Consider the following 21479-nt stretch of genomic DNA (forward strand, 5'->3'; position numbering starts at 1 on the left):
CCCGCGGAGCGGGTACAGAGGGGCGCAGAGCGCCCTCTGAAAGACCGTCAGCGCAGAGCGCTGACCGGCCGGCCTGGAGGCCGGCCGAGGAGCCGGCCCGCGGGGCGGGCCGGAGGGCGGTGCGGCCTCGAATGCGGTTTCTCTTTCGTGTGGTTGGTGTTAAGGAATGGCTGGCTAGGTGGGAGGGGGTTCCCTCGTGGTCCTGGCGGGCCTTTTCTGTGGTTTCTCTACGGGTTTTCGGGTTGTCCCGGTGGTGTTTCTCTGCGGGTGGTCCCGATTTCCTGTGCTGCCAGATAATTCTAGGGGTTCGAGCCCTTGAATTCAAGTTGTGCGGCGGGAATTGACGGGGTGTCCGCTCCCCGGTGCCCGGGGGCTGTTCCGGCGGGGCCGGGGTGCCCCTGTGTGGGATGTAGCAGCAGCCTACAGGGGTCATGGCGGTTGGGGAAGGGGTTCGGGTGTCGTGGCTTCACGGGGTCCTGTACGGCTTTCCGGGGCGCGTGTGGGGGTGGCGTTAGATTCAGGGTCCGGTATTTGGCGGCGTGTTAGATCCGATGGCCCCGGTGTGTTAGATCCGGGGCCGCTCCAATCGGCGCGTACGGGCTGGGCGTTAGATTCGCCGGTTGGGCGGAGGTGAGTTCCGGGGGTGGCGTTAGATTCGCGTTGCGGGACCGTCCGGGGGGTGGATCGGGGGTCGCACGAAAGTGCGGCCGGGTGGCCGCTGGTGACCCCGGCAGGGTCGGGATGAGCCGGGGGCGGGTGCGGTCGGTCGCCGGGCGAGGCGGTCCCAGGGGGGTGAGGTTTCTAGATGGGTACGGGTTTGGTTGAGCGTGTGGGGGTGATCCCGTTCCGATGTTGCGTATTCATGGTTCGGTGTGTATTGTAGTTATCACGAGGTCGGGGGAACGAAGAACCGGCCGAGAAACCACCTACTGACCCTGTTGGAGGGGATCTTCATGTCCGGTACCCAGACGTTCACCACCCCGGCCGGTAACACCTACTCGTACGCCGTCGAGACGGGCGAGAACGGCGAGGCGATCTACGACCTGTCCCGCGTCCTCCAGGACGGGGTGTTCCCCATCGGCACGGTCGTGGTCCACCCGAACTGGGAGCTGTTCCCGAAGACCGAGGGTCTGCTGAACGTCCAGTTCGGCAAGGGCAGCGCCACCGACCGCCACGAGCGGACCGACGCCCCGAAGCTGGGCGACATGGAGCTGCCGTACGTGGTCGGCAGCCACCTGGTCAACCCGGCCGACCTGACCGCCGAGACGGACAACGGGAACGCGCCGCTGCTCAAGTTCCGCAAGCGGATGCTGGGGGCCGCCTTCGAGACCAGCGCCCCGGCCGAGAACGCCAGCCCGGAGACCTTCGAGAAGGTCCGCGACCTCGTCACCGGCCTGATCACCACCTACCAGACCGACAAGGCCACCCCCGCCCGCCAGGCCACCTACACCAAGTTCCTCAACACCCAGCGCGCCGAAGCCGTCCAGGCCCAGATCAACAAGCTCGACGACAAGGCACAGGCCCTCGCCTTCATGCGCGCCGAACTGGTCGAGAAGCTGAACGGCTACAAGACCGCCTAACCCCCCAACAACCCACGGGGCGGCCCCCAACCCCCACCAAGGGCCGCCCCGCCCCCCACGCCCCCACCAGGGGCCCCAAGGGCCCCGCCCATGCCAACGGTCCATCACCATCCCCGTAAGGACTTCCAGTGACGCAGCCGATCTTCACCACGAGGGAATGCGAATTGCTCGACGAAGCGCTTGGAGCGTTCAGCGACACCTATGGTGAGGCACTCAGCGACGACGCTGCGACGGAGCTGGAAGAACTGGGCTTCAAGATCTGGCGCTTGGGGCCTGAGAAGCAGCGCTCCCCGCAGACTGAGGTACGCGTCTGCCCCGGGTGGGGTGAGGAGTGCGGCAACAAGACGGAGGGGAACGCGGACCTCTGCGCCGATTGCCGTATGGCACGGCTGGACACGCAGTCCCCCCGGATTCCCCTGTAGCCCTTCCGTGGGGCGGCGGTAGCTCCCAGACCAGGGCCGGGCGGCCTTGCCCTCCAAGGGCCGCCCGAGCCCGCCCCAGGCCCGGCCCTGGCCCCCCCACCACCGGGGCCGGGCCGCCCCCGCCCCCGATTACTGGTAACGCTCACCTGTCTGCACCGAAAGGCCCCCTGATGACCGATAGCGAGATCACGGAGTTGCTTGCCCGCGCAGCGGGTGGCGACCGCGAGGCTGCCGCAGCGTTCGCACGAGCGCGGGCGCTGCGACTCCATGCGGCGGAACGCGTCAGCGCCAGCGGCCGGGCGGCTGCTTGGCGGATGCTGCGGCAAGTTTCGTAGTCTCGCGTGCCGCGCGTCACCCGGCGCGCCCCCGCCCCCCTGCTCGCCCCCGCTCAGCGTTTCGCTGGGCGGGGCCGCTTGCGTTCCGCAGCTTCGGCGATCTGCTCAACTCCCTGGCGCCCTCGAACCCGTCTCGGCTCTCTACCTCGTGCTCACAGTCCCTGGCGCTTCCTCCGTTCTCTGTTCTCCCCGACTGTCTCAGTGCTTCGTGGTCTATCTGTGTCTCGTCTGTCGTTGTCTGCTTCGGCTGTTCCTCTACCTCCTCGGCTCTTGCGCTCCTCGGCTTCTTCCTCTCGCTTGCTGTTGTCGTTCTGGTTGCTCCCGCTCTTCGCTGCTCCTCCTTCCCTCGCTCCTTCCGTCCTGCTGCTCTCTCATCCGTCTCCCTTCCTCCTCCCTCCTCTGCCGGCTTCCTCCTTCCTGTCGTTCGTCTATGGCTCTTCGCTGTTGTCCTCAGTTCCCTTATGGGTCTTATAGAGAAGTAGTCGGCGCGCACCGGCCCCCTTGACCGTGCCGCTGAAGTGCAGTTTCACCTGTCGAGTGCGCAGCGTGGGGGCAAGTTGTGGGGCAAGGCGAAGGGCAAGTTGTAGGGCAAGTTGTGGGGCCTGTTGCAGGGCAAGTTGTAGGGCAGGATGGTCTTTTGGGGCTCTTAGCAGGGTTGAGTCGAGCCGTTGGGGGGGGGTGATTTCTCTCCCCTGTGGCATCTGCGTGGGGGAGAGAAATCACCCCCCTCCGGCTAGTGGGTTCTCTGGGGAGGGGGGAGAAATCTCCCTCCGTCAGGGGGGAGATTTCTCTGTTGCCGTGGTGGGAGAGATTTCTCCCCCACTTGGTCTTGGGGGGAGAAATCACACCCCCTTGGTGCGTGCCGGAGGGCGGGGCGCCGGCGCAGGTCGGGCGTGCCGCTCGGCACCGGCGGTCGTGCGGTCCTGGACGCGGTGGGGTCACGCTTCCTGCGGCGTCAGGGCGGTGGCTGGCGCGCCGTTGGGAGAGCGTCCGTCGAGGCAGAGTTCGCGGTAGCCGGGCGGGTAGGTGAAGCCGTGGCCATCGCAGGTGGCGCAGTCCGGGGCGTGGGCGGTGCCAGTGCCGAAGCAGAGGACCGGTTCTTGGTGGACCGGGGTGTAGATATCGTCGCCTTGGTGCTCCCAGGTGAGCACGGTGAGGACTTCGCCGGTGCCGTAGCAGTGTCCTGGACAGTCACGGGGGTGCGGGTCGTCGTCTTCCTCCTGGTCGTCGAGGTCGCGGAAGGCGTCGCGGAGGTAGGCGCGGGCACGGAGGTCATTCAGGGCGGCCCGGCGGTCGAAGGTCCGCAGGGCGTGGCCAGCGTTGGCGGCGGCCGCCGCTGCGGCGCTGTCGGTCGGAGCTGCGGTGGCGGCCCAGTCGAGAAGGAGTCCGCGGGTCATGAAGTGTCGCCGTTGCTCGCTGGCCACGTCGACGGCGTGGAAGCGGGAGGTGAGGCCGAGTTGGGCCCATGCGTAGGCGTCGAGCATGTGGCGCACCAGCCGGGGGCCGGATCGGCGGAAGGGGCGCTTGGTCGGCCGAGACTCGTCAGCGGGATGGGGTGCTCGGCATGCGTCGCTGTGGGTGTGGTGATGGAGCCGCGCGTATTGGGCTCGCAGGTGGTCGAGACCGTTGTGGGGGTGGTCGTCGAGGGCCAGGCCGTCGACCTCGCGGAGGGCGGCGCCGTGGTCGCGGGCGGCTTCGTAGAGGTCGGGGTCTCGGGTACGCAGGGCTAGGACGTCGATGAGAGCGCCGGCGTGCAGGAGCTTGAGGCGGCGCAGGGCGGGGACGGTGTTGCTGTCGGGGTCGTGTTCGAGAGTGTCGGTGAGGCGGTAGTGCGCCCACCGCGCTTCGAGGATGAGTCGGGTGACGGACGGTCGTTCGTCCTGGTAGGCCTTTACGGCGTGTTCGGGGTGGTGGCCGACGGGCACGAGGGTTCCCTTCAGGGTGATTGCTGGCGGTTGTGCTGGGCCTGGTCGGCCCACGCTTCAGCAGGGCGTTGCAGGCGAGGGCAGGATGGCGTCGGTCAGGCGGTGAAGGCGTTCGTCCTGCGGAGCTGCGGCCTTGAAGACGCTGTGCGCGGCTCCGGCGGGGGCGTGGGGCAGTGCGAAGACGCGACCGCGGTCGAGGACGGCGAGGAGGCGTGCGGCGTGGTGTTCGCATCCGTCGGCGCCGGCGTTGTCCGCGTCGAGCACGGTGACGACGGCGGGGCCGGCGCAGGGGGTGTGATCCGTCGGGAGTGCGGCGAGGCAGCCGGACATCGGTCCTCATCTGGTGGGCTGGGTGAAGTGACTGTGGGGTGGAGGGCTGGGGAGATGGTGGCGGGACGGAGCCTGCGCGGCGGCTAGCGCCGTTCTTCGTCGAGGAGGTGCGCGTGTCCCCAGGGGTTCGGTTCCGGAACCGGGCGTCCGTGTGCGATGTCGCGGAGGCGCTCGCGGCGGCGTTCTTGTACGTAGCCGCGGCAGTGCAGGGCGTCGTGCTGGGAGGTGGGCCAGGACGAGGCTGTGGCGCACCAGGGGCAGTGCGGTTTTCGGGTCAAGCGCCGGCTGAGGGCAAGAGCGAGCAGGGTGACGGCGACTCCGAGGACAGTTCCGAGAACGAAGGGGTGCATCTGGTGTCTCCCACTGGGTGATGCGGGGCCACCGGGTGGTGGCCCCGCATCGAAGGTCGTCGGGGGCGGGTGTGCTGGGGTGGGTAACTGATCGCGTGGCAGCGGGTCGCCCGGGAAGCGGGTCAGGTGTGCCTCGCGGGGGCTATGTGGCGTCGGTTTTCGTTCCGTTTCGATCACCACCAGTGCCGGAACAGGTAGTTACTGCGCGGGAGTTCGCCGCGTCGGATGAGATCGGCGAGGATCAGCTTCAGCGACGGGGAGAAGGCACGATCGGCGAAGAATCGGTTCTCGAATACGGCGTTCTCAAGGTCTTGCGTTTCAGGCGGGTTCGCCTCGACAGTGGCTGGCGTGTGCTCGTCAGCGACGCGGATACTCAGCCAGTAGTCCAGCTCGGTCATGCCGGTCTTGACGACGCTCTCACCGATGCGGGAGTCCCAGCCCAAGTACAGCTCGGCGTCGTCGAACTGTTCGAGTGCCTCCTCGTAGTCCCCGTCGGAGGCAAGTTCGTACAGCTTCACGCTGTCATTACCGATGTGCTCGTCGTCCCGCTGGCATCCGCGCAGCGAGTTGTACGGCTTGCCGTAGACGCGCTCGGCGATGGCTTCGATCGGGATGTAGCCGTTCCCGGCCGTCGCATGATCAGCGTGTGGCTCCAGCATGTAGATGCTGAACGACGTGTACTCCGGTACACGGGGCATGACGAATACTCCTGATAGGGGTCGAGGTCTCCGGGGTCGGTCAGATGTGGTCGTGGAGATCGGTGTCGTTGTAGGTGGTCTCGGAGACCGTGACCCAGCCGGTTCGGTCGCCGTCGCGGAGCTGGAGCTCCCACTTGCCCGGTTGCCAGCGCTGGCCGGTCTGCTTCCGGCCGACGTGGTGGCGCTGGCACTGCTTGGTGGGCTGGCTGCTGCCGTCTGTGGTCGAGCCGGAGGAGTCGGGCCTGGCGGTGCCGGAGGTGCCTCCGTTCGTGAGCGACTTGCCGGGCGGGGTGCCGCCGGACGAACCGCCGGAGCCGTCGGGGGTGGTGTCGTTGTTCTTCTTGCCGGTGCTGCCCGACGAGCTGGACTTGCCTCCGCTGGAATTGCCTCCGCTGGAGCCGCCGATGCGGCCCGCGAAGGCGGTGGTGGTGAACGAGCTGGTGCGGATGGTCGAGCAGTCTTGGCGGTACACGTCCTCGTACTCGGGGATCCAGCGACCGGCGTAGCCGCGCTTGTCGATGACTTCGCCGTGCTCGACGGGCTTGTTGGCGCAGCCGGTGAGGGCGAGGAGCGCGGCGGCCGCTATAGCGGTGCCGAGCGTCAGGGTGCGGGGCGTGGTCACGGTGGACTCCAGGAAGGGTGTGTGGGTGCGCTCATCTGCTACAGGTGTTGTGCGCGAGCGGCGTGTGACACAGAGGCGGAACTTTCTCCGTGAAGACCACAGTACACAGTGAAACATGAATAGGCAACGTTCGCTTGATGAGTATGAATCTGCTCTTCACCGTGAGACGTTGTTGGAACTGCCCGGTTGCGAGCGCGCCTGAGCGCCGAGCGGGCGATCGCGGGCGTCAGCGCATGGACTGGATGATCCAGGCGAGCAGGCAGACTGCGGCGATGGCCGCCCACATGCGCAGGGCGGCCGGATCCTTGGCGACTGGCTTGGCGTTGGACTCGAACACCTCAGCTGTCGGGATCATGCCGGGATGGTCGCTGTCGCGGTGCTCGTCGCGCTTGGCGGACGCCTGCTCCTTCGGTAGCCACCCGGTCGTGACCCCGCACGGGCCGCACTCATACCGCCATGCCACCGCGGGCTCCCCTTCCACCGGTCCTTTCGGATGTGGTTCGACGGTACCGGGCGGCGGCGCACTGCGGGAGGAGAACAAGCCGATAGGGCCCGGTAGATGAGATCGGTAGAGGCTTCTACCGTTGGGATAGATCCGCAGGTCAGACGGTCGTAGATGTGGCCGATAGATGGCCGGCGGGGCCCCTGTGGGGGAGGGGAGAGGCAGCTGGCCGAAGGAGGTTTCGGGCACCCGGGAGCTCCCTCTGGGCGGCGGCGAGGGGGCTCCCGGGTGGAGGGGATCAGTCGGCGTCCGCAGGGGCCGCGAGGAAGGCGACTTCGGGGGGCGGGGCGGGCGTCCCGACAGGGGGCGCGGCGGGGGCGTTCGGGGTGAGGTCGGGGACGAGCTGGGCGGGGATCCGTAGGGCTCTGCCGAGGGCCTGTTCGAGGTTCTCGACGTGCACCCCGAAGTAGTTCCTCCCCTGGATGCCCATCTGGGTTCGGACGGGGATGCCGAGGGACTTGCACTTCTGCCTGATCATGGGTTCCGTCCAGTCGGCCAGGATTCCCTCCTGGTGGATCCGCTTGAGGAGGGTGTCGGTGTGGACGCCCTTGCGGCCCTGGCGGACGGCGAAGGCGACGCTGTGCTCGATGAACACTGCGAAGGCGGCATCGGCTTCGGCTGAAGTGACCTGCGCCGGCGTCGTTTCGGGGTCCTGCTCCCCCGGCGTTTCATGATCGTTCTTGGTGGCGCTCCCCTGCGGCTCTTCCGCCGCGGCAGTGGCGTGTGCGACTTCCAGGTCCTTCACCGTGCGGCCGGCCGACAGACCGGTGCGAACGGCGACGGTCGTGACGATGACGAGACCGGCTGCGCCGTATACGTACCAGAGGCCGGGATGCTTCTCGGTGAAGTAGAGAGCGATGTAGCCGCCAAGGCCGAGTGCACCGAGGCGGACGAGGAACCCGCCTCGCTCTTGGTCGCCGGCGCGCAGCCAGGCGCCGACGTAGCGCAGGGCGACCATGGTGGCGCTGGCGACGACGGGCACCTCGCGTACGAACGGGATGTGCTCCACCCTGATCGTCCGCCGTTTCTGCTTGGCGGTGTTCGTCGTGTCTGACTTCCCGGTCATGCGCCCACCAGGGACAGTCCGGCAGTGGCGACGGCAACGACCGCCCGCCAGATGGAGCCCTGCGCGGCGGCCATGGCGGCTGCGGTGAGCATCCCCCACAGGGCGCCGGTGAACGGCACGATGGGGGCGAAGGCGGACAGCACGAGCAGGATGATCACCACGGCAGTCATGCCGATGGGTCCTAGGTCAGGGTTCGCGGCGATCTGGCGTGGGATGTCCTGGACAGCGGTGCCGAGGTCGTGGGGCCAGGAGTCGGCACGCAGGAAGGCGAGCTCGGCGAAGAAGCCGATGGCCTGGGCCGGTCCCCGGGCCAGCTTCTTCTTGCCCTTGCCCCAGATGCCGTAGATGAGCGTGACGATCAAGATGATGCTGACGGCGGTGGCGGACATCGGGCCGAGGGCGCTGGTTCCGGCCCCGGCGGCGAGCAGGCTGGTCACGGGAATCCTTAAAAGGTGGAGGGCAAGAACAGCAGGACGGCGATGCCGGCGGAGGCGACCGGGATATGAGTGAGGAAGCGGACCGCGGCGCAGAACGAGGGCAGCCGGTACAGCCATCTCTCCACGAAGGCGGAGATGCCGCCGCCCACGACTGCGGCGAGCAGGATCACGCCGCCACCGACGATGAACGGGGTGGACGGCTCGTTGCTGCTGGCGGCAGCGTCGTGCATGACGGCGAGCGTCCACTGAGGCAGCCCGGCGTCCCACTGGGCGGTGAACACGCCCCAGCTCCAGGCACCGGCGGTTGCGGCGGATCCGTTGTGGAGGATGAACCGCTGCAGCGGTGTGAGCGACGCCCACCAGGCGGTGAGAGAGCTGCGGTTGCGGCCCGGCCCGGTCCTCTCCCCTGCAGATGCCGACGGCTCCTGGCCAGTGCCGTAGTAGTGGTTGTGCACCTCGTAGGTGTCCGGGTCCGATGCCTGCGGATCGGCGCTCTTCCGTACGCGGAACCAGTCGGGCCCGTCGCCCTCCGCATCCGCGGCGGCCGGGTCTTCGGCCTGGTCGTCGCCCTTGCGCCGGCGCCGAGAGATGCGAGGCGGCCAGGCGCTCTTCGCCTGCTCGCCCGTGGACTGCGACTCCGATGGCCCGGCCGGGTCAGGTGTGGCGTCCTGATTCTCGGCGGGCATCGGCCCGTCGGCCGGGGCCTGCTGCTGGAGGTCCGTCAGGTCGATGGTCTGCCCGGGAACGGGCAGTCGTCCGCCGGGCGACATCGAGATCCGGCGGGTGGCACCGGCGGAGTCCAGGGCGTGGTCGGGGCGGGCAGCGCCTGGCTCGGGCTCCTCCTCGATAGGCTGCTCGGCGTGGCCGAGCGGCCGGACACCGATACGGGTCAGCAAGCGGCGCAGTTGCGTCTCGTCGTCCGGCGTGTCGCTGTCCGTCTCCGGGGTCTGGGGCGGTTCGTTGTCGGGGGTGCGGGAGTGGGCCCGGCTGGTCCGGCCGCGGGTGGAAGGGGTCGTGCTCACTGCTCGCTCCCTTCGTGGGAGGCGGGGCGTCGCACGAGGGCGAGGCGGGGCCGGCCGTGCTGCGGGGCGGCGGCGGATCGGGCCGGCCGGGCGGCTGTTGCCGGGCGGCGGGCCGGGGCGATGAGGGCGAGGGCCTCGTTGACGTGCTGGTCGAAGGTGGTGGCGGGCATGTGTGGTCCTCACGGTCGTGCTCGCGGGCAGCCCTCCTGGGCGCCCTGCGGAGCGGGGCGTCAGGGTCGGCTGCCGGCGGCGGGGACGAGGAGGCCGCTGTCGTGCTGTTCGAAGTGGTCGCCCACGGTCGGGTCGAGGTGGAAGAGCTCGTCGAGAGGCGGCTGCGGGCCGGCCGGTGCCGGGGCGGGCTGGAGGTCTTGAGGGCCCGCGGCCGACGGCGATGGCTCGTTCGCGAGGGCGAGGGCCTGGTCGAAGTGGTCGGGCTGCTCGCCGTCGGTGACGCGCGCGGCGGGATGGGCGGCCAGAGCCTTGGGCAGCCACTCGGCCCGTGTGTCCACGAACCTCTTGGCCCGCGGGTTCCCGATACCGAGAGCGGCAGCGATCCGGTTGATGCCCCAGGCGGGCTTGCCGTCATCCTTGAACGGGACGGTCTGGACGAAGGCGGCCATGACTTCCTCGTCGGTCTTGCGCCCGGCGGCCATGTCCTCATCCTGCTCGGCATCGACGTCCGCGCCAGACGACGTGACGTCCTCGTCGACGGTGTCCTTCCCGGACTCGTCTCTCTGCCCCATCCCGTCCTTGACCTGCACCTCTTCCTCGTCATCCGAGCGGGATGACGGAACGGGATGAGGGCCGGCCGCCTGGGATGGGATGGTCGGGATGGTGCCGATCAGGGTGTTGAGGATGCCCTCGAAGGCGACGGGATTGCGCAGGTTCATCCCGGCGATGTCGGACTGGCGTACGCGCAGCTGCAGCCGGGCGACGACGCGCTTCAGGATGGCGGGGTCGGAGCATCCCGCTCGCTCGCTGGCATCCTGGGCGCGGCCGTCGGCATGCATCTCGGCGAGGCGGTATGCCCAGCGGGTCATCCTGCCGGCCTGCTTGACCGCGTCCTGGGCACGGCGAAGCCGGTACCAGCGGTAGGCGGCCCGGGAGATCCGGACCTCGGCGGTGGCTTCCTCCTGGGCCAGGTCCTGGCGGGCGGCGAGCAGCAGCGCGACGCGGAAGGCCTCGACGGGGTGGAGCAGGCGCACCAGGGCGATGCGTCGGTCCGGGCGTCCGCCCTTGTTGCGGGCGGCGCGGCGCTCCTCGAGCGAGCCGATCTCCCAGAGCACGGCGGCCAGGACCGGCCAGACCGCGCGGACGACGCCGCCTAGGAGGGAGTCGGCTTCGGACGCGGAGAAGACCGAGCTGATGCCGGCGAGGATCCAGAAGAGGGCCCCGGACAGGCCTGATCCGTCGCCGTCGCGGGCGCGGCGGCGGGCTCGGCGGCCGCAGACCATCGCCGCGACATCGAGTGCGACGAAGGGCAGGAGGTCGAACGGGGCTTCCAGGCCCATCTGGTGCTGGCCGACCCGGCGCAGACCGGTGGCCGACAGGGCGGCCGCGGCCGCGGCGATGACGACGGTGAGGAGGTCCTCGACCCGGCGCCCGCGGCGGTCGACGGCCGCGGCGCGCTCGCTGTCGGCGAGCGCGGCCGAGGCGATGCGGCGCCGGCGCAGGGCGATCGCCGGCCCGAGGGTGAGGACGAGCGCCCCGAGGACGAACTGCCAGCTGCCGAAGAGGTCGGCGAGAGCCGCGCCGTGGGGGGCGAGGTCGGGTGTCACGGGGAGTCCCTCCGGGCGAGGTTGCTGGCCGCTTCGGCGGCCTGGGCGCGCAGCGGGTCGTCGTTGGGCGGGGCCGGGTCCTGGGTGACCCAGTTCCTGTAGGCGTCGCGCTCGGCCCTGGCCTGGCCGAGCAGGACCAGGAGCAGCAGGGTGAGCGGGTTGACGGGCGGTATGTCGGCGCCGGCCGGTACGAGGACGGGAAGTAAGAGGACGTCGTCGCGGCGGGCGAGGGCGCTGACCAGGGCGCGGTTGAGGGCGTAGACGTCGCCGGCGGAGTTCATGCGGCGGCTGTCCAGCCGGCGGTGAGACGGTGGGCGGCGACGAGCTCGTCGCGGTGACGGGCGGCCTCGCGGATGTTCTCGATGTTCTCCAGGCGCTTCTCGGGCTTCCCGGAGGTGCCGAGGTACTGGCCGGCGAGCCGCTGCAGTTCCGCCCCCGCAGCAATGCGGGCGCGCTGCTGCTCGCCGGCCTGCTCGTCGGCGGCGCGGGCGCGCTCGAGCCGGGTGCTCTCGGCCGCCAGCCGGCGGTCGAGCTTCTCCGGGTCCAGCCCGCCGCGAACCCCGACGGTGTCCTCGTCGCGGAGCGCGAGCTCGGCGCACGCGGCCCGCACCGGGCAGACGGTGCAGTGGTCGCGGACCGTGCGGGTGCGGCGCTGCTGCCAGTCGGCGTCCGGCTCGCCGTCCTCCTGGTAGAAGTTGTCGACGTCCGGCTGGACGGTGTGACACACCGAGTGGGCCATGGCCCGGCGCAGCTGCGGGGCCCGCAGCTGCTGTGCGATGAGCCGGCCGTCGTGACCGGCCAGGTATCGGCCGGCGACGAGGGAGTCGACCGGCACGCTCTCGGCGATGTACGCGGCGACGCCGTCCTCAGGGTTCACCCGCCGACGGGCCGGCGTCGGGGGGTGGGCTGCCATCATGGTGTTCACGCGATCTCATCTCCTGTGACGCTCTGGTGGGTGGTGAGGCGCGTTCGCGGCCTCCGGGGGGACCAGCCCCGGGGGTCGCTCTTGCTTTTCCACGCGCCATCTGCCTTAACTGCCTTAATGCAGATGCGTCAGATGATGCATGCTGTCGGCGATCACGTCAAGGAAGAAGGTCCAGCGGATGAGCCGTGAGCTCTGGCGGGTGCGGCAAGATGTGCCCATGCCCATGACGTCCCATCACCCGCACGAGCAGGTCGCGGCCGCGCTGCGCGCCGACATCCTGAGCGGCAGGCTGGCCCCGGGCGAGAAACTCCCCGGTCAGCGCGAGTTGGGTGAGAAGCTCGGCGTCGCACCGAACACCGTGGCCCAGGCGCTGCGGCTCCTCGAGGAGGAGGGCCTGGTCGAGACGGCCCCCCGCCGCCGCAGTCGGGTCCTGCAGCCGGCCGCCGCCATGGAGGTCTGGCTGCACGAGGACGGGCTGTTGCGGCCGGCGGATTCCGCCGGCGACAGCCACACCAACTTGAGGCGCGGAGACCCTGGCACCGATGCCCCTGCGGTCGAGGCTCTGGACTTGGCACCGAATGCCGTCCTGTCCATCCGGCAGGCGGTACTGCTGCAGGCCGGCACTCCGTGGGCGCTGCAGACTCTTTTCACCCCGGACCCGCTCGCGGTGAACTCGGCCGAGGCCGCCACCGTCGCGCCGTTCACGGTGGGCCCGCTGCGGCGCGAGGACAGCCACACCAGCAGCTGGGGCGCGAGGCCGGCCACCACCGAGGAGTGCTCGCTCCTCAAGTCCAAAATCGCCACCTCGGTGTTCGAGGTTCGAAGGACCGGTTTTATGAATGAACGCCCAACTTCATTCCTTTTGACGGTAGTACGGGCAGATCGGGTGACTATTCGTACGAGAAGCGCTAGTTAGCAGCTTTTGAGTCAAGTGCTCCTATTTCGCCTCGCTTTTCGACGTCGAATGGGCAACGCGCCGAGAGCATGTGCGCGGCGGCGGTCAGGGGATAGGGTGACTTCCGCTTGATCCAATACGCCTCACCTCGGGCCCCGGCGCACAGCGCCGAGGAGGAGCCCGGTGAACCGAGAAGGCGGTTCTCCCATGACCAGCACCGCACAGACCCCGAGCGGTTCCGCCGCGCCGGGCGCGGCGCTGCCGTGGGCGCTGCCCGGCGCGACCGGGCCCAGAAACGCGAAAACCCCCTGGAAGGGGGAGTTGCGGATGTCGTAGGTCTTCCGGGCGGGCGCCTCTAGCAAAGGCTGCTCCTCGCCCCTCTCCGCCGGCTTCGGAGTTAGCAGCTCCTCTGCCGGCCGTCACCGCTCAGTCCTGGGTTAGCGGCCCAGTTGAGCGAGGGCCAGACCGAATGGTCCGGCAATCACTGCCCTCCAGCAGCAATCCCCCCCGAAGGGGTTCGTCGTTTCCCGGGGCGACCCGGGAGAACGGGGTCCATCTTGCAGTACACCCATGCCCTTTGTCAGCTCGGACGCCATCGAAGCAGGTCGTTCACGGCGGTTTTTCGCCCATCCGTGACGCCAGCACCACGCTGCGTGCGCGCTCTCGCGGTCGGCGTTCCGGCCGGGATCGGCCGCGGCGCAGAGCGGTCCGGCGATCTGCCCTCGACCAGTCCCGGTCAGCCCCCCTTGACCAGCAAGGTCGGCGCCTCGCTCCCTACGCCCGGCCGTCGGGCCTTCACTGCCCCGGTCAAGGGGGTGGTCAAGGGGGTCTGCTGCCACCCCGGACGCCCCCTTGACCCGCAGGTCACAGGCTCGTCAGGGATTTTCTCGGCCGGACTGTCACACCGTCGGCTTTTTCGACACCCGTAGCAGCTGAAGGACCCGTTTCTTCAGCTTCCGCCCGAGTGCCCCTGGCCAGACCCCAGACCGCGTCCTTGCCGGACGCCGTCGAGACCCAGCGCACCCGAGTCGCCGCCCCGCGGCGCCGGTGCGCCAGGAGAAGTGTGCCCCGCACAGCAGCAGTACCGAGCAGCCCGCCGCCGGCGGGTGATCAGACGCGTCCGCAGCGTCGCCAGCGGGTCAAGGTGCCCCTGCGCCTCGTCGTCAACCCGCACTACGCCGACGTCGCGGTGACCGCGTACGTGAAGATCGCCGCGCTGGCGTTGCGTCCGGAGGGCTGCACGGCGGCGACCGTGACCATCGCGGAGTACGTCGGCCTGTCCAAGGCCTCCGTCGAGCGCGGCATGACGCAGCTGATGCACCCCGGGCCCGACGGCGTCGTCGAGCTGTCCTCGACCCGCCGTTCGCTGCCCGGCGGGTGCGGTACCTCGGCGGTGCGCCGTACCCGGCCGCTCTCCCCGGCCGAGCGGTTCGTGTGGATCCCCGTCGCGGCGTCCGAGGACCTCACCCCGCGACAGCTGCGCGCGTACGCACTCATCGCCTACGCCCAAGCCCAGAAGATCCCGCTCACCGAGTCGGAGATCGCAGGGGCGCTGCACCACTACAGCGGCCGACGGGCCGGCCAGCCGCTCACCACCGCGGCTGCGGGGGAGATCGTCGACGAGCTGGAGGCGACGCGGTGGATCACTGTGGAGCGGCGCGCCGGCGTACGCGGCCGCCACCACTTCGTCGCTCACGACATCCCGCCCGCCACTCAGGACCCGGGCTGTGGACAACCGTCCTCCACGGACGTCGCGCCCTCCTCCACTTCTGGTCCTGGTGAGGGATCGGGTTCGTCGGCTGGTGAGGGATCACTCGCGACTAAGGAAGAACCTAGGACTGACCGACCTGATGACGAGCGAGCCCTCTTCTCACCCGCCGTAGGCGAAGTACAGGTAGGTGAAGGTGTGGAAAACCGCGCTGCGCAACTACCGCGCGGCACGAACGAAGGCGAGCTCGCGCTTCGCGCGGATGACCACCAGACCCCGTTGACCAACCCCTTGACCAAGCCCTCGGGCACCCCCTTGACCAACCCCACCCGCGCCTACAGCGGGCCTCAGCTGACCATCAGTGCCCGGGTGCACGGCGTCCTCGAGCCGGTCCAGTGGCTCTACCGGCAGACCAGCATCTACATGCAGCGGCGCATCGCCCGGGAGGTCGGCCAACAGTTGCGCTCCGGCGTCGACGACGCCCGTCTGCGGCAGCGTCTCCAGACGCGGGCCGCCCGGGCCTTCACCGACGAGATCCGCGATCCCGGCCGGTGGATCCTCGGTGTCGGCCTGCCCCACTGGGGCTGCGGAATCTTCGACTGCGAGGCCGGCGTCCTGTGGAGCAGCGGCCGCCGGTGCTCCGTGTGCGAGGAGATCGTCCGCGACCGGCGCCGCGCCACGGCGCAGCCCGAGCCGCCCACCCCCGGCATCGTCCATTCCGTACCTGCTCGGGTTCCCGTCCAGCCGTCCACTCCTGCGGCTCCTCGGGGCCGGTGCCCGGAGTGCGGCTGCGCCGTCCTGGTGCTGAACCGCGCCAAGCCGGCCCCAAGGTGCAAGCCGTGCCGAGAGGAGCACGAGGGTGGACGGGCCAGCGGCCCGTTCCCGTCGACACACTTCGAAGTGTGCGCGGGATGGGACGGCAGTGGATGCACCCGGCCGGCCCTCGGCTCCACCGGGCTCTGCGTCCGATGCCGGACCCGCCGGATGGAGCGGGCCGCATCATGAGCCGCCCTCTCCCCCCGTCAAGGATCGACACTCCCAGGTGGCCCCGAGCCACAGCCACGGATCGCATTCTGTTCCGGCAGGCGCCGGCGGGCCGAAGCTGGGCCCGTCAACCGCACCGCGGCGCCCGGTCGGCCATTCAGACCAGGGATTCCACGTAGCGTGGAGGCCCCCTTGACCGGCTTCCCCCACCCGCCGGGGTCCTCCTTGACACGCGGTCCGGGTCAAGGGGAACTCCACCGTCCATCGCCTGGCGCCGCGGTACCTCGAAGTCATCGGCAGGGAGTGGGACCGAGGGCCGTGGCCACAGAATGAGTGGACACCACCGAGCCCGATGCGACGGCGATCTCCGTCCCGGTCCACTCGCACAACCCGCCATCCATCGCCCACTCCACTCCACTGAGTGGGCTCCACCGAGTGCGGGGTGGAGCCCACTCAGTGGAGTGGAGTGCGTCCCCACCCCCGCCATTGGCCATCGGCCACTCCTCCCGGTGGACGACACCCGATGGACCGGCCCGTTCCCTCCATTCAGTGGACTCCACTCGATGTCCCCGGGTCCCAGTGCATTGGTGGTGCCACCGATGGGAACCGGCGGACAAGGCGAGAGACGGCGTCTGCCCGGAGCCCAGAGGGCATCGTGGAGAAGCGGGAGCATTCCGCCCGCCCCGAGGTGCCCTCGCACTTCTCTCCCTCCTTGACCAGGTTCACCGCGCGAGCTCCCCACCCCCTTGACCGGCTTTGCCTCCCCCCTTGACCGCGGACTCGGGCCTGTTCATTTCCCCTTGACCTCGGCCCAGGTCAAGGGGAAACCCGGCGGCCGCTCACCGTCCAGGAACTGATGTGGCTGGGACGCAGCACCGACGACAGCGGTAGCCGATTCGACGCGGACCAGCCGACCAACGGACGAGCAATGGGGCGGACGGGCTTCCCCTGGGCGCGCATACCGGTGCACGCGGAACGCCGTGCAGGAGTGATGACGGTTCCGGGGCTTCAGCCCGACGTCGCGATGGCGTCCATCGTGATGGACCGAAGTGTGGGCGGCCGACGCCCCGCGGGCCTGAGTGTGGATGGGCCCGAACACTCCGCGATGGGTTCTGGTCCACCCACTCGATGTGCTCCATCCAATCCAGTGGGCGGAGCGGGCAGCCGGCGTCGAAGTCCACCCACTGGGTGGGCTCCATCCGGGACTCGGTTACACCTTGGTGCCCACCCGGGTGGAGTCGACCCACGCCACCGGGTGTCGTCCACCGACCCATGCAACTCCGGTGGGCGACACAGTGGCCATGGCCCACCCACGCAGTGGACTCCACTCGATCCCCCGGGGCCAAGGGGGAAGGCGGCGTCAGCCCGAGGTGTCGGTGGAAGGTGAAGCAGAGCGTGTCAGCTCACCGAGACGGCCCCGGCAAACGTCTTCTGATGACGTCCTTCTGCTCTCTCGCCCCCTTGACCGGGTTCACCGCGCGAGCTCGCCACCCCCTTGACCGGCTCCCTTCTTGGGGGGTCCATCCACTGCCGGTGGCCTTCACCCCAGCCTCCGATCGGAATGGGGCCCCCAGCCACCTCCCCCTGCGGACACCCCCTTGACCACTCCGCCCACCCTGTGGCCATGGCCCCTTGCCCACCCAGGTATCCGGAGCGGGCCGGGACTTCGGGAAGCGGCACGTGCCGCCACCCGGGCGGGTCGTACGCGGGCGGCTTCTGGTGACGCCCCCTTCTGCCCTGTCCACCCCTTGACCGGCCTCTCTTCCCCCCCCCTTGACCATGGGCCTGGGCAACTGCTGTTTCCCCTTGACCTCGACTCAGGTCAAGGGGAAACAGCATGGGCGTCCCCAACCCCGCCACCGCGGAGGCTGGCGTGCTTCACCGGCACCGGGGGCGGGTCCAAAGAGTGCGCGACGGCGTGCCCCGGGGGGCCGGGCAGCGACTCTCCCAGCGCACATCGGAGCGGTACAGAACGACGTCCAGATGTGAAGGCAGCCCGCGGGTCTCGAACCGAGTTGGCGATGGCGTCCATCGCGACGGCGATGGATGGATGGGTGGGTGGGAGCGCCAAGCCCACTGGGCGGCCGGTGCGTGGATGTACGCAGCCCTTCAACGAGGGCGCGCTCCATCCACTCGGTGGGCTCCACCCGATCCAGTGGATGAGCCGGCATCGGCCCCGAAGTCCCTCCACTGCCAGTGGCCCCCACCCGAGTGGGGGCCACTCCTTTCCACCCCACCCGGTGGGCATCACCCCCTTGACCACTCCGCCCACCCCTTGACCACGGCCCCCTTGCCCACCCGGGCCACCCAGGTGCCGAGGCCTGTTTCCCCTTGACCTCGTCGCGCCGCGAGAGCGGTCAGACCGCGGTCAAGGGGGGTGTCGGGAGTGTGAGCGCCATCGAGACCAGATGGCGCGAAAGGACGGACACGGACGTGGCCACCACCCAGCACACCCCGGCACTCGACTCCTCCGAGTCCACGACCCGCTACGACACGCTCACCGTGATGAACCGCGACTGGGTCGCGCTCTGCCGCGACCTCCGGGCGGCCGACCGCGTCAAGGCGTGGGCCGAGGAGCACCCGGACCTTGCCGGAGCGGCCGGTCCTCAAGACGTGGTCGACAAGATCTCCGCCTACCACCGCCGCGGGGACCTGGACGGCCACGACCGCGTGATGCACCTGCTGGTCGAGCGAGCCGGCGGGATCGGCTTCGACGCCCACCTCGCATGGCGGGTGGCCGTGCGAGTCCTGCTGCCCAAGGCGGTCTTGATGGCGAAGACGCAGCGGAGGTCCTACGGCCTGCCGTGGGACGACGTGTGCGCGACGGTGCTGGGCGCGGCATTCGAGGTCGTCCGCACCTACCCGCTCGACCGGCGGCCGCGGCGGATCTTCAACAACCTCGCGCTCGACACCCTGCAGCTGACCCGCCGCACTCTGGCCGCCTGCCTCGACGACGTGGAGGACGTCCAGGAGTTCGCCGCCGGCGTCGCGCCCCTGGCCGAAGCCGAGTGCCACGCCCGATACGCGCACGTCGTCTCCAGCGAAGACCCCGACACCCCGCACCGCACGGTCGAGCTCGCCGACCTGCTGGTGCGGGCAGCCCAGATGGAGCTCGTCGACGTCAACGAGCCGGCCCTGTCGCGTCATGAGACGCGGACGGAGGTCCTCGACCTGCTGCTGTGGGCCGTCGAGGTCGGAGCGCTCAAGGAGTTCGAGGCGCAGCGCATCGCCCGGTACTACCTGTCCACCTCGCAGCGCCCCGACCAGCGGCACATGACCACCCGGTCCATGGGCCACGAGGGAGACCTGCTGCGGCAGCACGCCAGCCGTGCCGTTCGCACACTGCGCGCGAAGTCGGACCTCGCGCAGTACCGCGCCGCGGCCTGAGAGCCGCCGACGCCCCTCGGATCGGGCGCCGCAGAAGTTGCTCGAAAAAACCTCAGCCCGACTGTCACACCGCGCGCTTCCTCAACACCTGTAGCAGGCGAGAGGGCCGCCAGATCGGTCCAGCCCCACCTGAACGCCCCCGCCCACCCTTTCGACTCCGGGAGAACCGACGTGACCACGATGTCCCCGGCCGGCACCGGCCGACAGCTGCTCGACGCCGACGAGGCCCGTGTGGCCCGTGCTTCGCGCGAACTGACCAAGATCGCCGCTGCTCTGGTGAGCCGGCCGATGGACCGTGACCTGCATGAGCAGATGCGTGCCTTCCTCGACAGGGAGTCGGAGGCATCTCTGGCGTCGTGGGACGTTCTGCTGCAGCGCACGCCAGACCAGCTCAAGGAGCGCATCTCAACGGTCCTGACCGTCCAGGCCCTGCGGACGGCGTCGTGAAGCGGCAGCGTCGGCCGCGCAAGGCGGCCAAGAAGCAGCTCGTCGAGGCGGAAGCCTGGGACGACGAGGTCGAGGAGCTCCCGGAGACGTCGGCGGACGAGCCGGATGAGACCGGGTGGAAGACGAGCACGGCCCAGATGGCCGGCCTCTCCCGGCTGGTCCGTGCCGGTGTCTGGGTGCTCGTTGTCTCCGGCCCGGCCCTCGGCGCACTCGCGTTCCTGTCCTCGTCCGCTCCCGCCCAGGGCGCGGCCAAGCCGGTCGCCGCGGCGTCGCCGGCATCACCGGTCGGGCCGGCCGGCTTCGCCGAGCTGTTCGTCGCCGCCTATCTGCAGGCCGGCCAGGGCACCGAACGGGACCTGGCGCCGTACTACTCCGGCTCCGTCGCGCTCGCGGTCAAGCCCGGGACCCGTACGGCCACGCAGTCCACCGTGATCGCGTCCCGCGAGGTTCAGCCCGGTTACTGGTCCATCACCGTCGCCGCGGACGTCACCGCCCACGACGACAAGGGCAAGTCCAAGCGGCTGGGCGTCCAGTACTTCCGCGTCGGGATCCAGGCCACTGGCCCGGCTGGTGCCGGCGGCACCGAGCCGGGTGCCACCGCCGGCTACGCAGCGACGTCGCTGCCGTCGCAGGTGGCCGCGCCCACCGCGCTCAAGCCGGGCGGCCTGGCGTACGAGACCGACCGCGGCTCGAGCAGTGCGGACCCGTCGGTCGAGACCTCGCGCGGGTTTCTGGCCGCCTACCTGACCGGTACGACCGAGCTCGACCGGTACACCTCGCCCGGTACGCGGCTCCAGCCGATCAGCCCTGCGCCGTACGCCGCGGTGAAGGTGACCGGCGTCCAGGACGACTCGTCCGGCCCGGGCCAGCAGAAGGTGCCGGCCGACGGCACGGTGCTGCACCAGCTGGTCCAGGTCGATGCCACGGACCAGGCCGGCAGCCCGGTCTCGCTGAGCTACGCGCTCACCCTCAAGTCCCGCGCCGGCCGCTGGGAGGTCGCGTCCGTCGACGACGCCCCGGCGATCCGCGCGAGCAGCCCGCCCTCGGCGGCGCCGCACACCACCACCCCTGGCCCCGACGCAGCTGCGGCAACTCCCTCGCCGTCGCCGTCGAACTCCTGAAGAAAGAGGAAACGTTCATGCACACCCTGGCAGCAGCCAACCCGGACCACGTCGTCCTTGCCGGCGACGTCCTCGACTGGGCCAACACCAAGACGGGCCAGGTTCGCGCGCTGGTTCTCACCGTGGCCGCGCTCATGGCGATCATCGCCGTGCTGATGGCCTGGTGGAAGACCCGCTCTTTCGTCGGCACCCTCGTGGCCTTTGTCCTGGCCGCCCTCGTGCTGTGGGGCATCAGCAACCTCAACGTCCTGCAGACCAAGGTCGGCTCGGAGATCAACGACACCGCGGGCTCGGCCTCCGTCGTCGACATCACCGGCGGCGCACCCGCGCTGGCGGGTGAGGGCTGGCGGGTCGCGTGAGCGCCTCGGAGGAGGAGCTGGTCGGGCACTCGTACACGCGAGCCCGTCGGCACCCGCTCGTCATCGGCAAGCTCCCGGGAGCCGGTCGGCTCCCGGGAGGGCCCTACACGATCACCCAGGTCATGACGATGGTGATCAGCTTCGGGCTCCTCGTCATGACCAGGGACCTGTGGGCCCACTTCGGCGCCATGAACTTCATCCTCATGGCACTGATCCCGTGGGGTCTGGCCTGGGTGCTGCGGTACGCGCGGCTCGACGGCCGGGACCCGGCCCGCGCCGTGCGCAGCCTGCTCATCTACTCCTCCACTCCGGCCCAGGGGCGCCTGGCCGGCAAGCCGCAGCGGGCCGCTCGACCGCGACTGGCCACCGCCACCTGCACGGTGCGCGTCCGGTCCGCCGAGCGGCCCGCCCCGGCGGCCGCCACGAAACCCGTCCCGCAGCCCGCTCCCGCGGCCAGGCGAGGTGCCCGCCCGGTCTCGGTACCAGCTGCAGCCACGGCGGGCCGGACAGAGCCGAAGACCGGGCTGCAAGCCCTCCTCGCCTCCCTCGACGAGCACTGACCCACCGCCTCGTCCCACCACCCGCA

The 21479-nt window shown here is 70.0% G+C and carries 23 protein-coding genes; 10 read left to right on the plus strand and 13 right to left on the minus strand.

All coding sequences use genetic code 11. The annotated features are described in order from the left end of the window. Nucleotides 1-953: 953 nt before the first annotated feature. The gene (locus RI578_RS40555; protein WP_310876027.1) at nucleotides 954-1580 is read left to right on the plus strand and encodes a hypothetical protein; all 627 of its coding nucleotides are present in this window, start codon (nucleotides 954-956) and stop codon (nucleotides 1578-1580) included. A gap of 128 nt (nucleotides 1581-1708) precedes the next feature. Continuing rightward, nucleotides 1709-2002, plus strand: coding sequence for a hypothetical protein (locus tag RI578_RS40560; RefSeq protein ID WP_310876028.1), 294 nt, complete (start codon nucleotides 1709-1711; stop codon nucleotides 2000-2002). Nucleotides 2003-2353: 351 nt separating this feature from the next. On the opposite strand, the gene RI578_RS40565 is transcribed toward RI578_RS40560, so the two are convergent. The 13 genes from RI578_RS40565 to RI578_RS40625 all read right to left on the minus strand — a co-directional run bounded on the left by RI578_RS40565 (nucleotide 2354) and on the right by RI578_RS40625 (nucleotide 11983). Further along, a complete protein-coding gene (locus RI578_RS40565) occupies nucleotides 2354-2830 on the minus strand; it encodes a hypothetical protein (RefSeq protein WP_310876029.1) in 477 nt (158 codons plus the stop codon). Nucleotides 2831-3275: 445 nt separating this feature from the next. After that, the gene (locus RI578_RS40570; RefSeq protein WP_310876030.1) at nucleotides 3276-4262 is read right to left on the minus strand and encodes a hypothetical protein; all 987 of its coding nucleotides are present in this window, start codon (nucleotides 4260-4262) and stop codon (nucleotides 3276-3278) included. A 57-nt stretch (nucleotides 4263-4319) separates the two neighbouring features. Continuing rightward, nucleotides 4320-4592, minus strand: a complete 273-nt coding sequence (locus RI578_RS40575; RefSeq protein ID WP_310876031.1) for a hypothetical protein — start codon at nucleotides 4590-4592, stop codon at nucleotides 4320-4322. Between the two features lie 523 nt (nucleotides 4593-5115). Continuing rightward, on the minus strand, nucleotides 5116-5640 hold the full coding sequence (locus tag RI578_RS40580) for a hypothetical protein (protein WP_310876032.1): 525 nt from the start codon (nucleotides 5638-5640) through the stop codon (nucleotides 5116-5118). 40 nt (nucleotides 5641-5680) lie between these two features. Continuing rightward, nucleotides 5681-6262 carry a hypothetical protein gene (locus RI578_RS40585; protein ID WP_310876033.1) on the minus strand — a complete coding sequence of 194 codons (582 nt, stop codon included), beginning with the start codon at nucleotides 6260-6262 and terminating at the stop codon, nucleotides 5681-5683. 226 nt (nucleotides 6263-6488) lie between these two features. Then, nucleotides 6489-6617, minus strand: a complete 129-nt coding sequence (locus RI578_RS40590) for a hypothetical protein (protein ID WP_310876034.1) — start codon at nucleotides 6615-6617, stop codon at nucleotides 6489-6491. A 385-nt stretch (nucleotides 6618-7002) separates the two neighbouring features. Further along, nucleotides 7003-7830, minus strand: coding sequence for a hypothetical protein (locus RI578_RS40595; protein WP_310876035.1), 828 nt, complete (start codon nucleotides 7828-7830; stop codon nucleotides 7003-7005). Beyond that, nucleotides 7827-8267 (minus strand): hypothetical protein, encoded by a 441-nt coding sequence (locus RI578_RS40600; protein ID WP_047181660.1) that lies wholly within the window; start codon nucleotides 8265-8267, stop codon nucleotides 7827-7829. Before RI578_RS40600 ends, RI578_RS40595 begins: the two co-directional genes overlap by 4 nt. Nucleotides 8268-8275: 8 nt before the next feature. Next, complete coding sequence (locus RI578_RS40605; protein ID WP_310876036.1) at nucleotides 8276-9289, minus strand: hypothetical protein; 1014 nt, start codon at nucleotides 9287-9289, stop codon at nucleotides 8276-8278. Beyond that, nucleotides 9286-9459, minus strand: a complete 174-nt coding sequence (locus RI578_RS40610) for a hypothetical protein (protein WP_275539179.1) — start codon at nucleotides 9457-9459, stop codon at nucleotides 9286-9288. The genes RI578_RS40605 and RI578_RS40610 overlap by 4 nt, the downstream gene beginning before the upstream one ends. A gap of 60 nt (nucleotides 9460-9519) precedes the next feature. Continuing rightward, the gene (locus RI578_RS40615; protein WP_310876037.1) at nucleotides 9520-11067 is read right to left on the minus strand and encodes a DUF2637 domain-containing protein; all 1548 of its coding nucleotides are present in this window, start codon (nucleotides 11065-11067) and stop codon (nucleotides 9520-9522) included. After that, entirely contained in the window at nucleotides 11064-11348 is a 285-nt protein-coding gene (locus tag RI578_RS40620) for a hypothetical protein (protein WP_275539177.1), read from the minus strand. The genes RI578_RS40615 and RI578_RS40620 overlap by 4 nt, the downstream gene beginning before the upstream one ends. Further along, a complete protein-coding gene (locus tag RI578_RS40625) occupies nucleotides 11345-11983 on the minus strand; it encodes a WhiB family transcriptional regulator (protein ID WP_310876250.1) in 639 nt (212 codons plus the stop codon). Before RI578_RS40625 ends, RI578_RS40620 begins: the two co-directional genes overlap by 4 nt. Before the next feature lie 148 nt (nucleotides 11984-12131). On the opposite strand from RI578_RS40625, the gene RI578_RS40630 reads away from it, so the two are divergent. From RI578_RS40630 to RI578_RS40665, 8 genes are all read left to right on the plus strand, one after another. Next, nucleotides 12132-12908, plus strand: a complete 777-nt coding sequence (locus RI578_RS40630) for a GntR family transcriptional regulator (RefSeq protein ID WP_310876038.1) — start codon at nucleotides 12132-12134, stop codon at nucleotides 12906-12908. 186 nt (nucleotides 12909-13094) lie between these two features. Then, on the plus strand, nucleotides 13095-13223 hold the full coding sequence (locus RI578_RS40635) for a hypothetical protein (protein ID WP_310876039.1): 129 nt from the start codon (nucleotides 13095-13097) through the stop codon (nucleotides 13221-13223). 808 nt (nucleotides 13224-14031) lie between these two features. Next, nucleotides 14032-15600, plus strand: a complete 1569-nt coding sequence (locus RI578_RS40640; protein WP_310876040.1) for a hypothetical protein — start codon at nucleotides 14032-14034, stop codon at nucleotides 15598-15600. Between the two features lie 2412 nt (nucleotides 15601-18012). Then, nucleotides 18013-18966, plus strand: coding sequence for a hypothetical protein (locus RI578_RS40645; RefSeq protein ID WP_310876041.1), 954 nt, complete (start codon nucleotides 18013-18015; stop codon nucleotides 18964-18966). Nucleotides 18967-19146: 180 nt separating this feature from the next. Beyond that, complete coding sequence (locus RI578_RS40650; protein ID WP_310876251.1) at nucleotides 19147-19413, plus strand: hypothetical protein; 267 nt, start codon at nucleotides 19147-19149, stop codon at nucleotides 19411-19413. After that, on the plus strand, nucleotides 19410-20534 hold the full coding sequence (locus tag RI578_RS40655) for a conjugal transfer protein (protein ID WP_310876042.1): 1125 nt from the start codon (nucleotides 19410-19412) through the stop codon (nucleotides 20532-20534). Before RI578_RS40650 ends, RI578_RS40655 begins: the two co-directional genes overlap by 4 nt. A gap of 17 nt (nucleotides 20535-20551) precedes the next feature. Then, the gene (locus RI578_RS40660; RefSeq protein WP_310876043.1) at nucleotides 20552-20893 is read left to right on the plus strand and encodes a hypothetical protein; all 342 of its coding nucleotides are present in this window, start codon (nucleotides 20552-20554) and stop codon (nucleotides 20891-20893) included. Beyond that, nucleotides 20890-21453 carry a hypothetical protein gene (locus RI578_RS40665; RefSeq protein WP_310876044.1) on the plus strand — a complete coding sequence of 188 codons (564 nt, stop codon included), beginning with the start codon at nucleotides 20890-20892 and terminating at the stop codon, nucleotides 21451-21453. Before RI578_RS40660 ends, RI578_RS40665 begins: the two co-directional genes overlap by 4 nt. Nucleotides 21454-21479: the final 26 nt, after the last annotated feature.

Origin of the sequence: Streptomyces sp. BB1-1-1 (assembly GCF_031597775.1) — a bacterium.
Classification (GTDB): domain Bacteria; phylum Actinomycetota; class Actinomycetes; order Streptomycetales; family Streptomycetaceae; genus Streptomyces; species Streptomyces thinghirensis.

Coding starts and splice junctions, on each gene's coding strand:
- RI578_RS40555 (WP_310876027.1), top strand. CDS start 954: ATGTCCGGTACCCAGACGTTCACCACCCCGGCCGGTAACACCTACTCG.
- RI578_RS40575 (WP_310876031.1), bottom strand. CDS start 4,592: ATGTCCGGCTGCCTCGCCGCACTCCCGACGGATCACACCCCCTGCGCC.
- RI578_RS40580 (WP_310876032.1), bottom strand. CDS start 5,640: ATGCCCCGTGTACCGGAGTACACGTCGTTCAGCATCTACATGCTGGAG.
- RI578_RS40590 (WP_310876034.1), bottom strand. CDS start 6,617: ATGATCCCGACAGCTGAGGTGTTCGAGTCCAACGCCAAGCCAGTCGCC.
- RI578_RS40595 (WP_310876035.1), bottom strand. CDS start 7,830: ATGACCGGGAAGTCAGACACGACGAACACCGCCAAGCAGAAACGGCGG.
- RI578_RS40610 (WP_275539179.1), bottom strand. CDS start 9,459: ATGCCCGCCACCACCTTCGACCAGCACGTCAACGAGGCCCTCGCCCTC.
- RI578_RS40620 (WP_275539177.1), bottom strand. CDS start 11,348: ATGAACTCCGCCGGCGACGTCTACGCCCTCAACCGCGCCCTGGTCAGC.
- RI578_RS40625 (WP_310876250.1), bottom strand. CDS start 11,983: ATGATGGCAGCCCACCCCCCGACGCCGGCCCGTCGGCGGGTGAACCCT.
- RI578_RS40630 (WP_310876038.1), top strand. CDS start 12,132: ATGCTGTCGGCGATCACGTCAAGGAAGAAGGTCCAGCGGATGAGCCGT.
- RI578_RS40635 (WP_310876039.1), top strand. CDS start 13,095: ATGACCAGCACCGCACAGACCCCGAGCGGTTCCGCCGCGCCGGGCGCG.
- RI578_RS40650 (WP_310876251.1), top strand. CDS start 19,147: ATGTCCCCGGCCGGCACCGGCCGACAGCTGCTCGACGCCGACGAGGCC.
- RI578_RS40660 (WP_310876043.1), top strand. CDS start 20,552: ATGCACACCCTGGCAGCAGCCAACCCGGACCACGTCGTCCTTGCCGGC.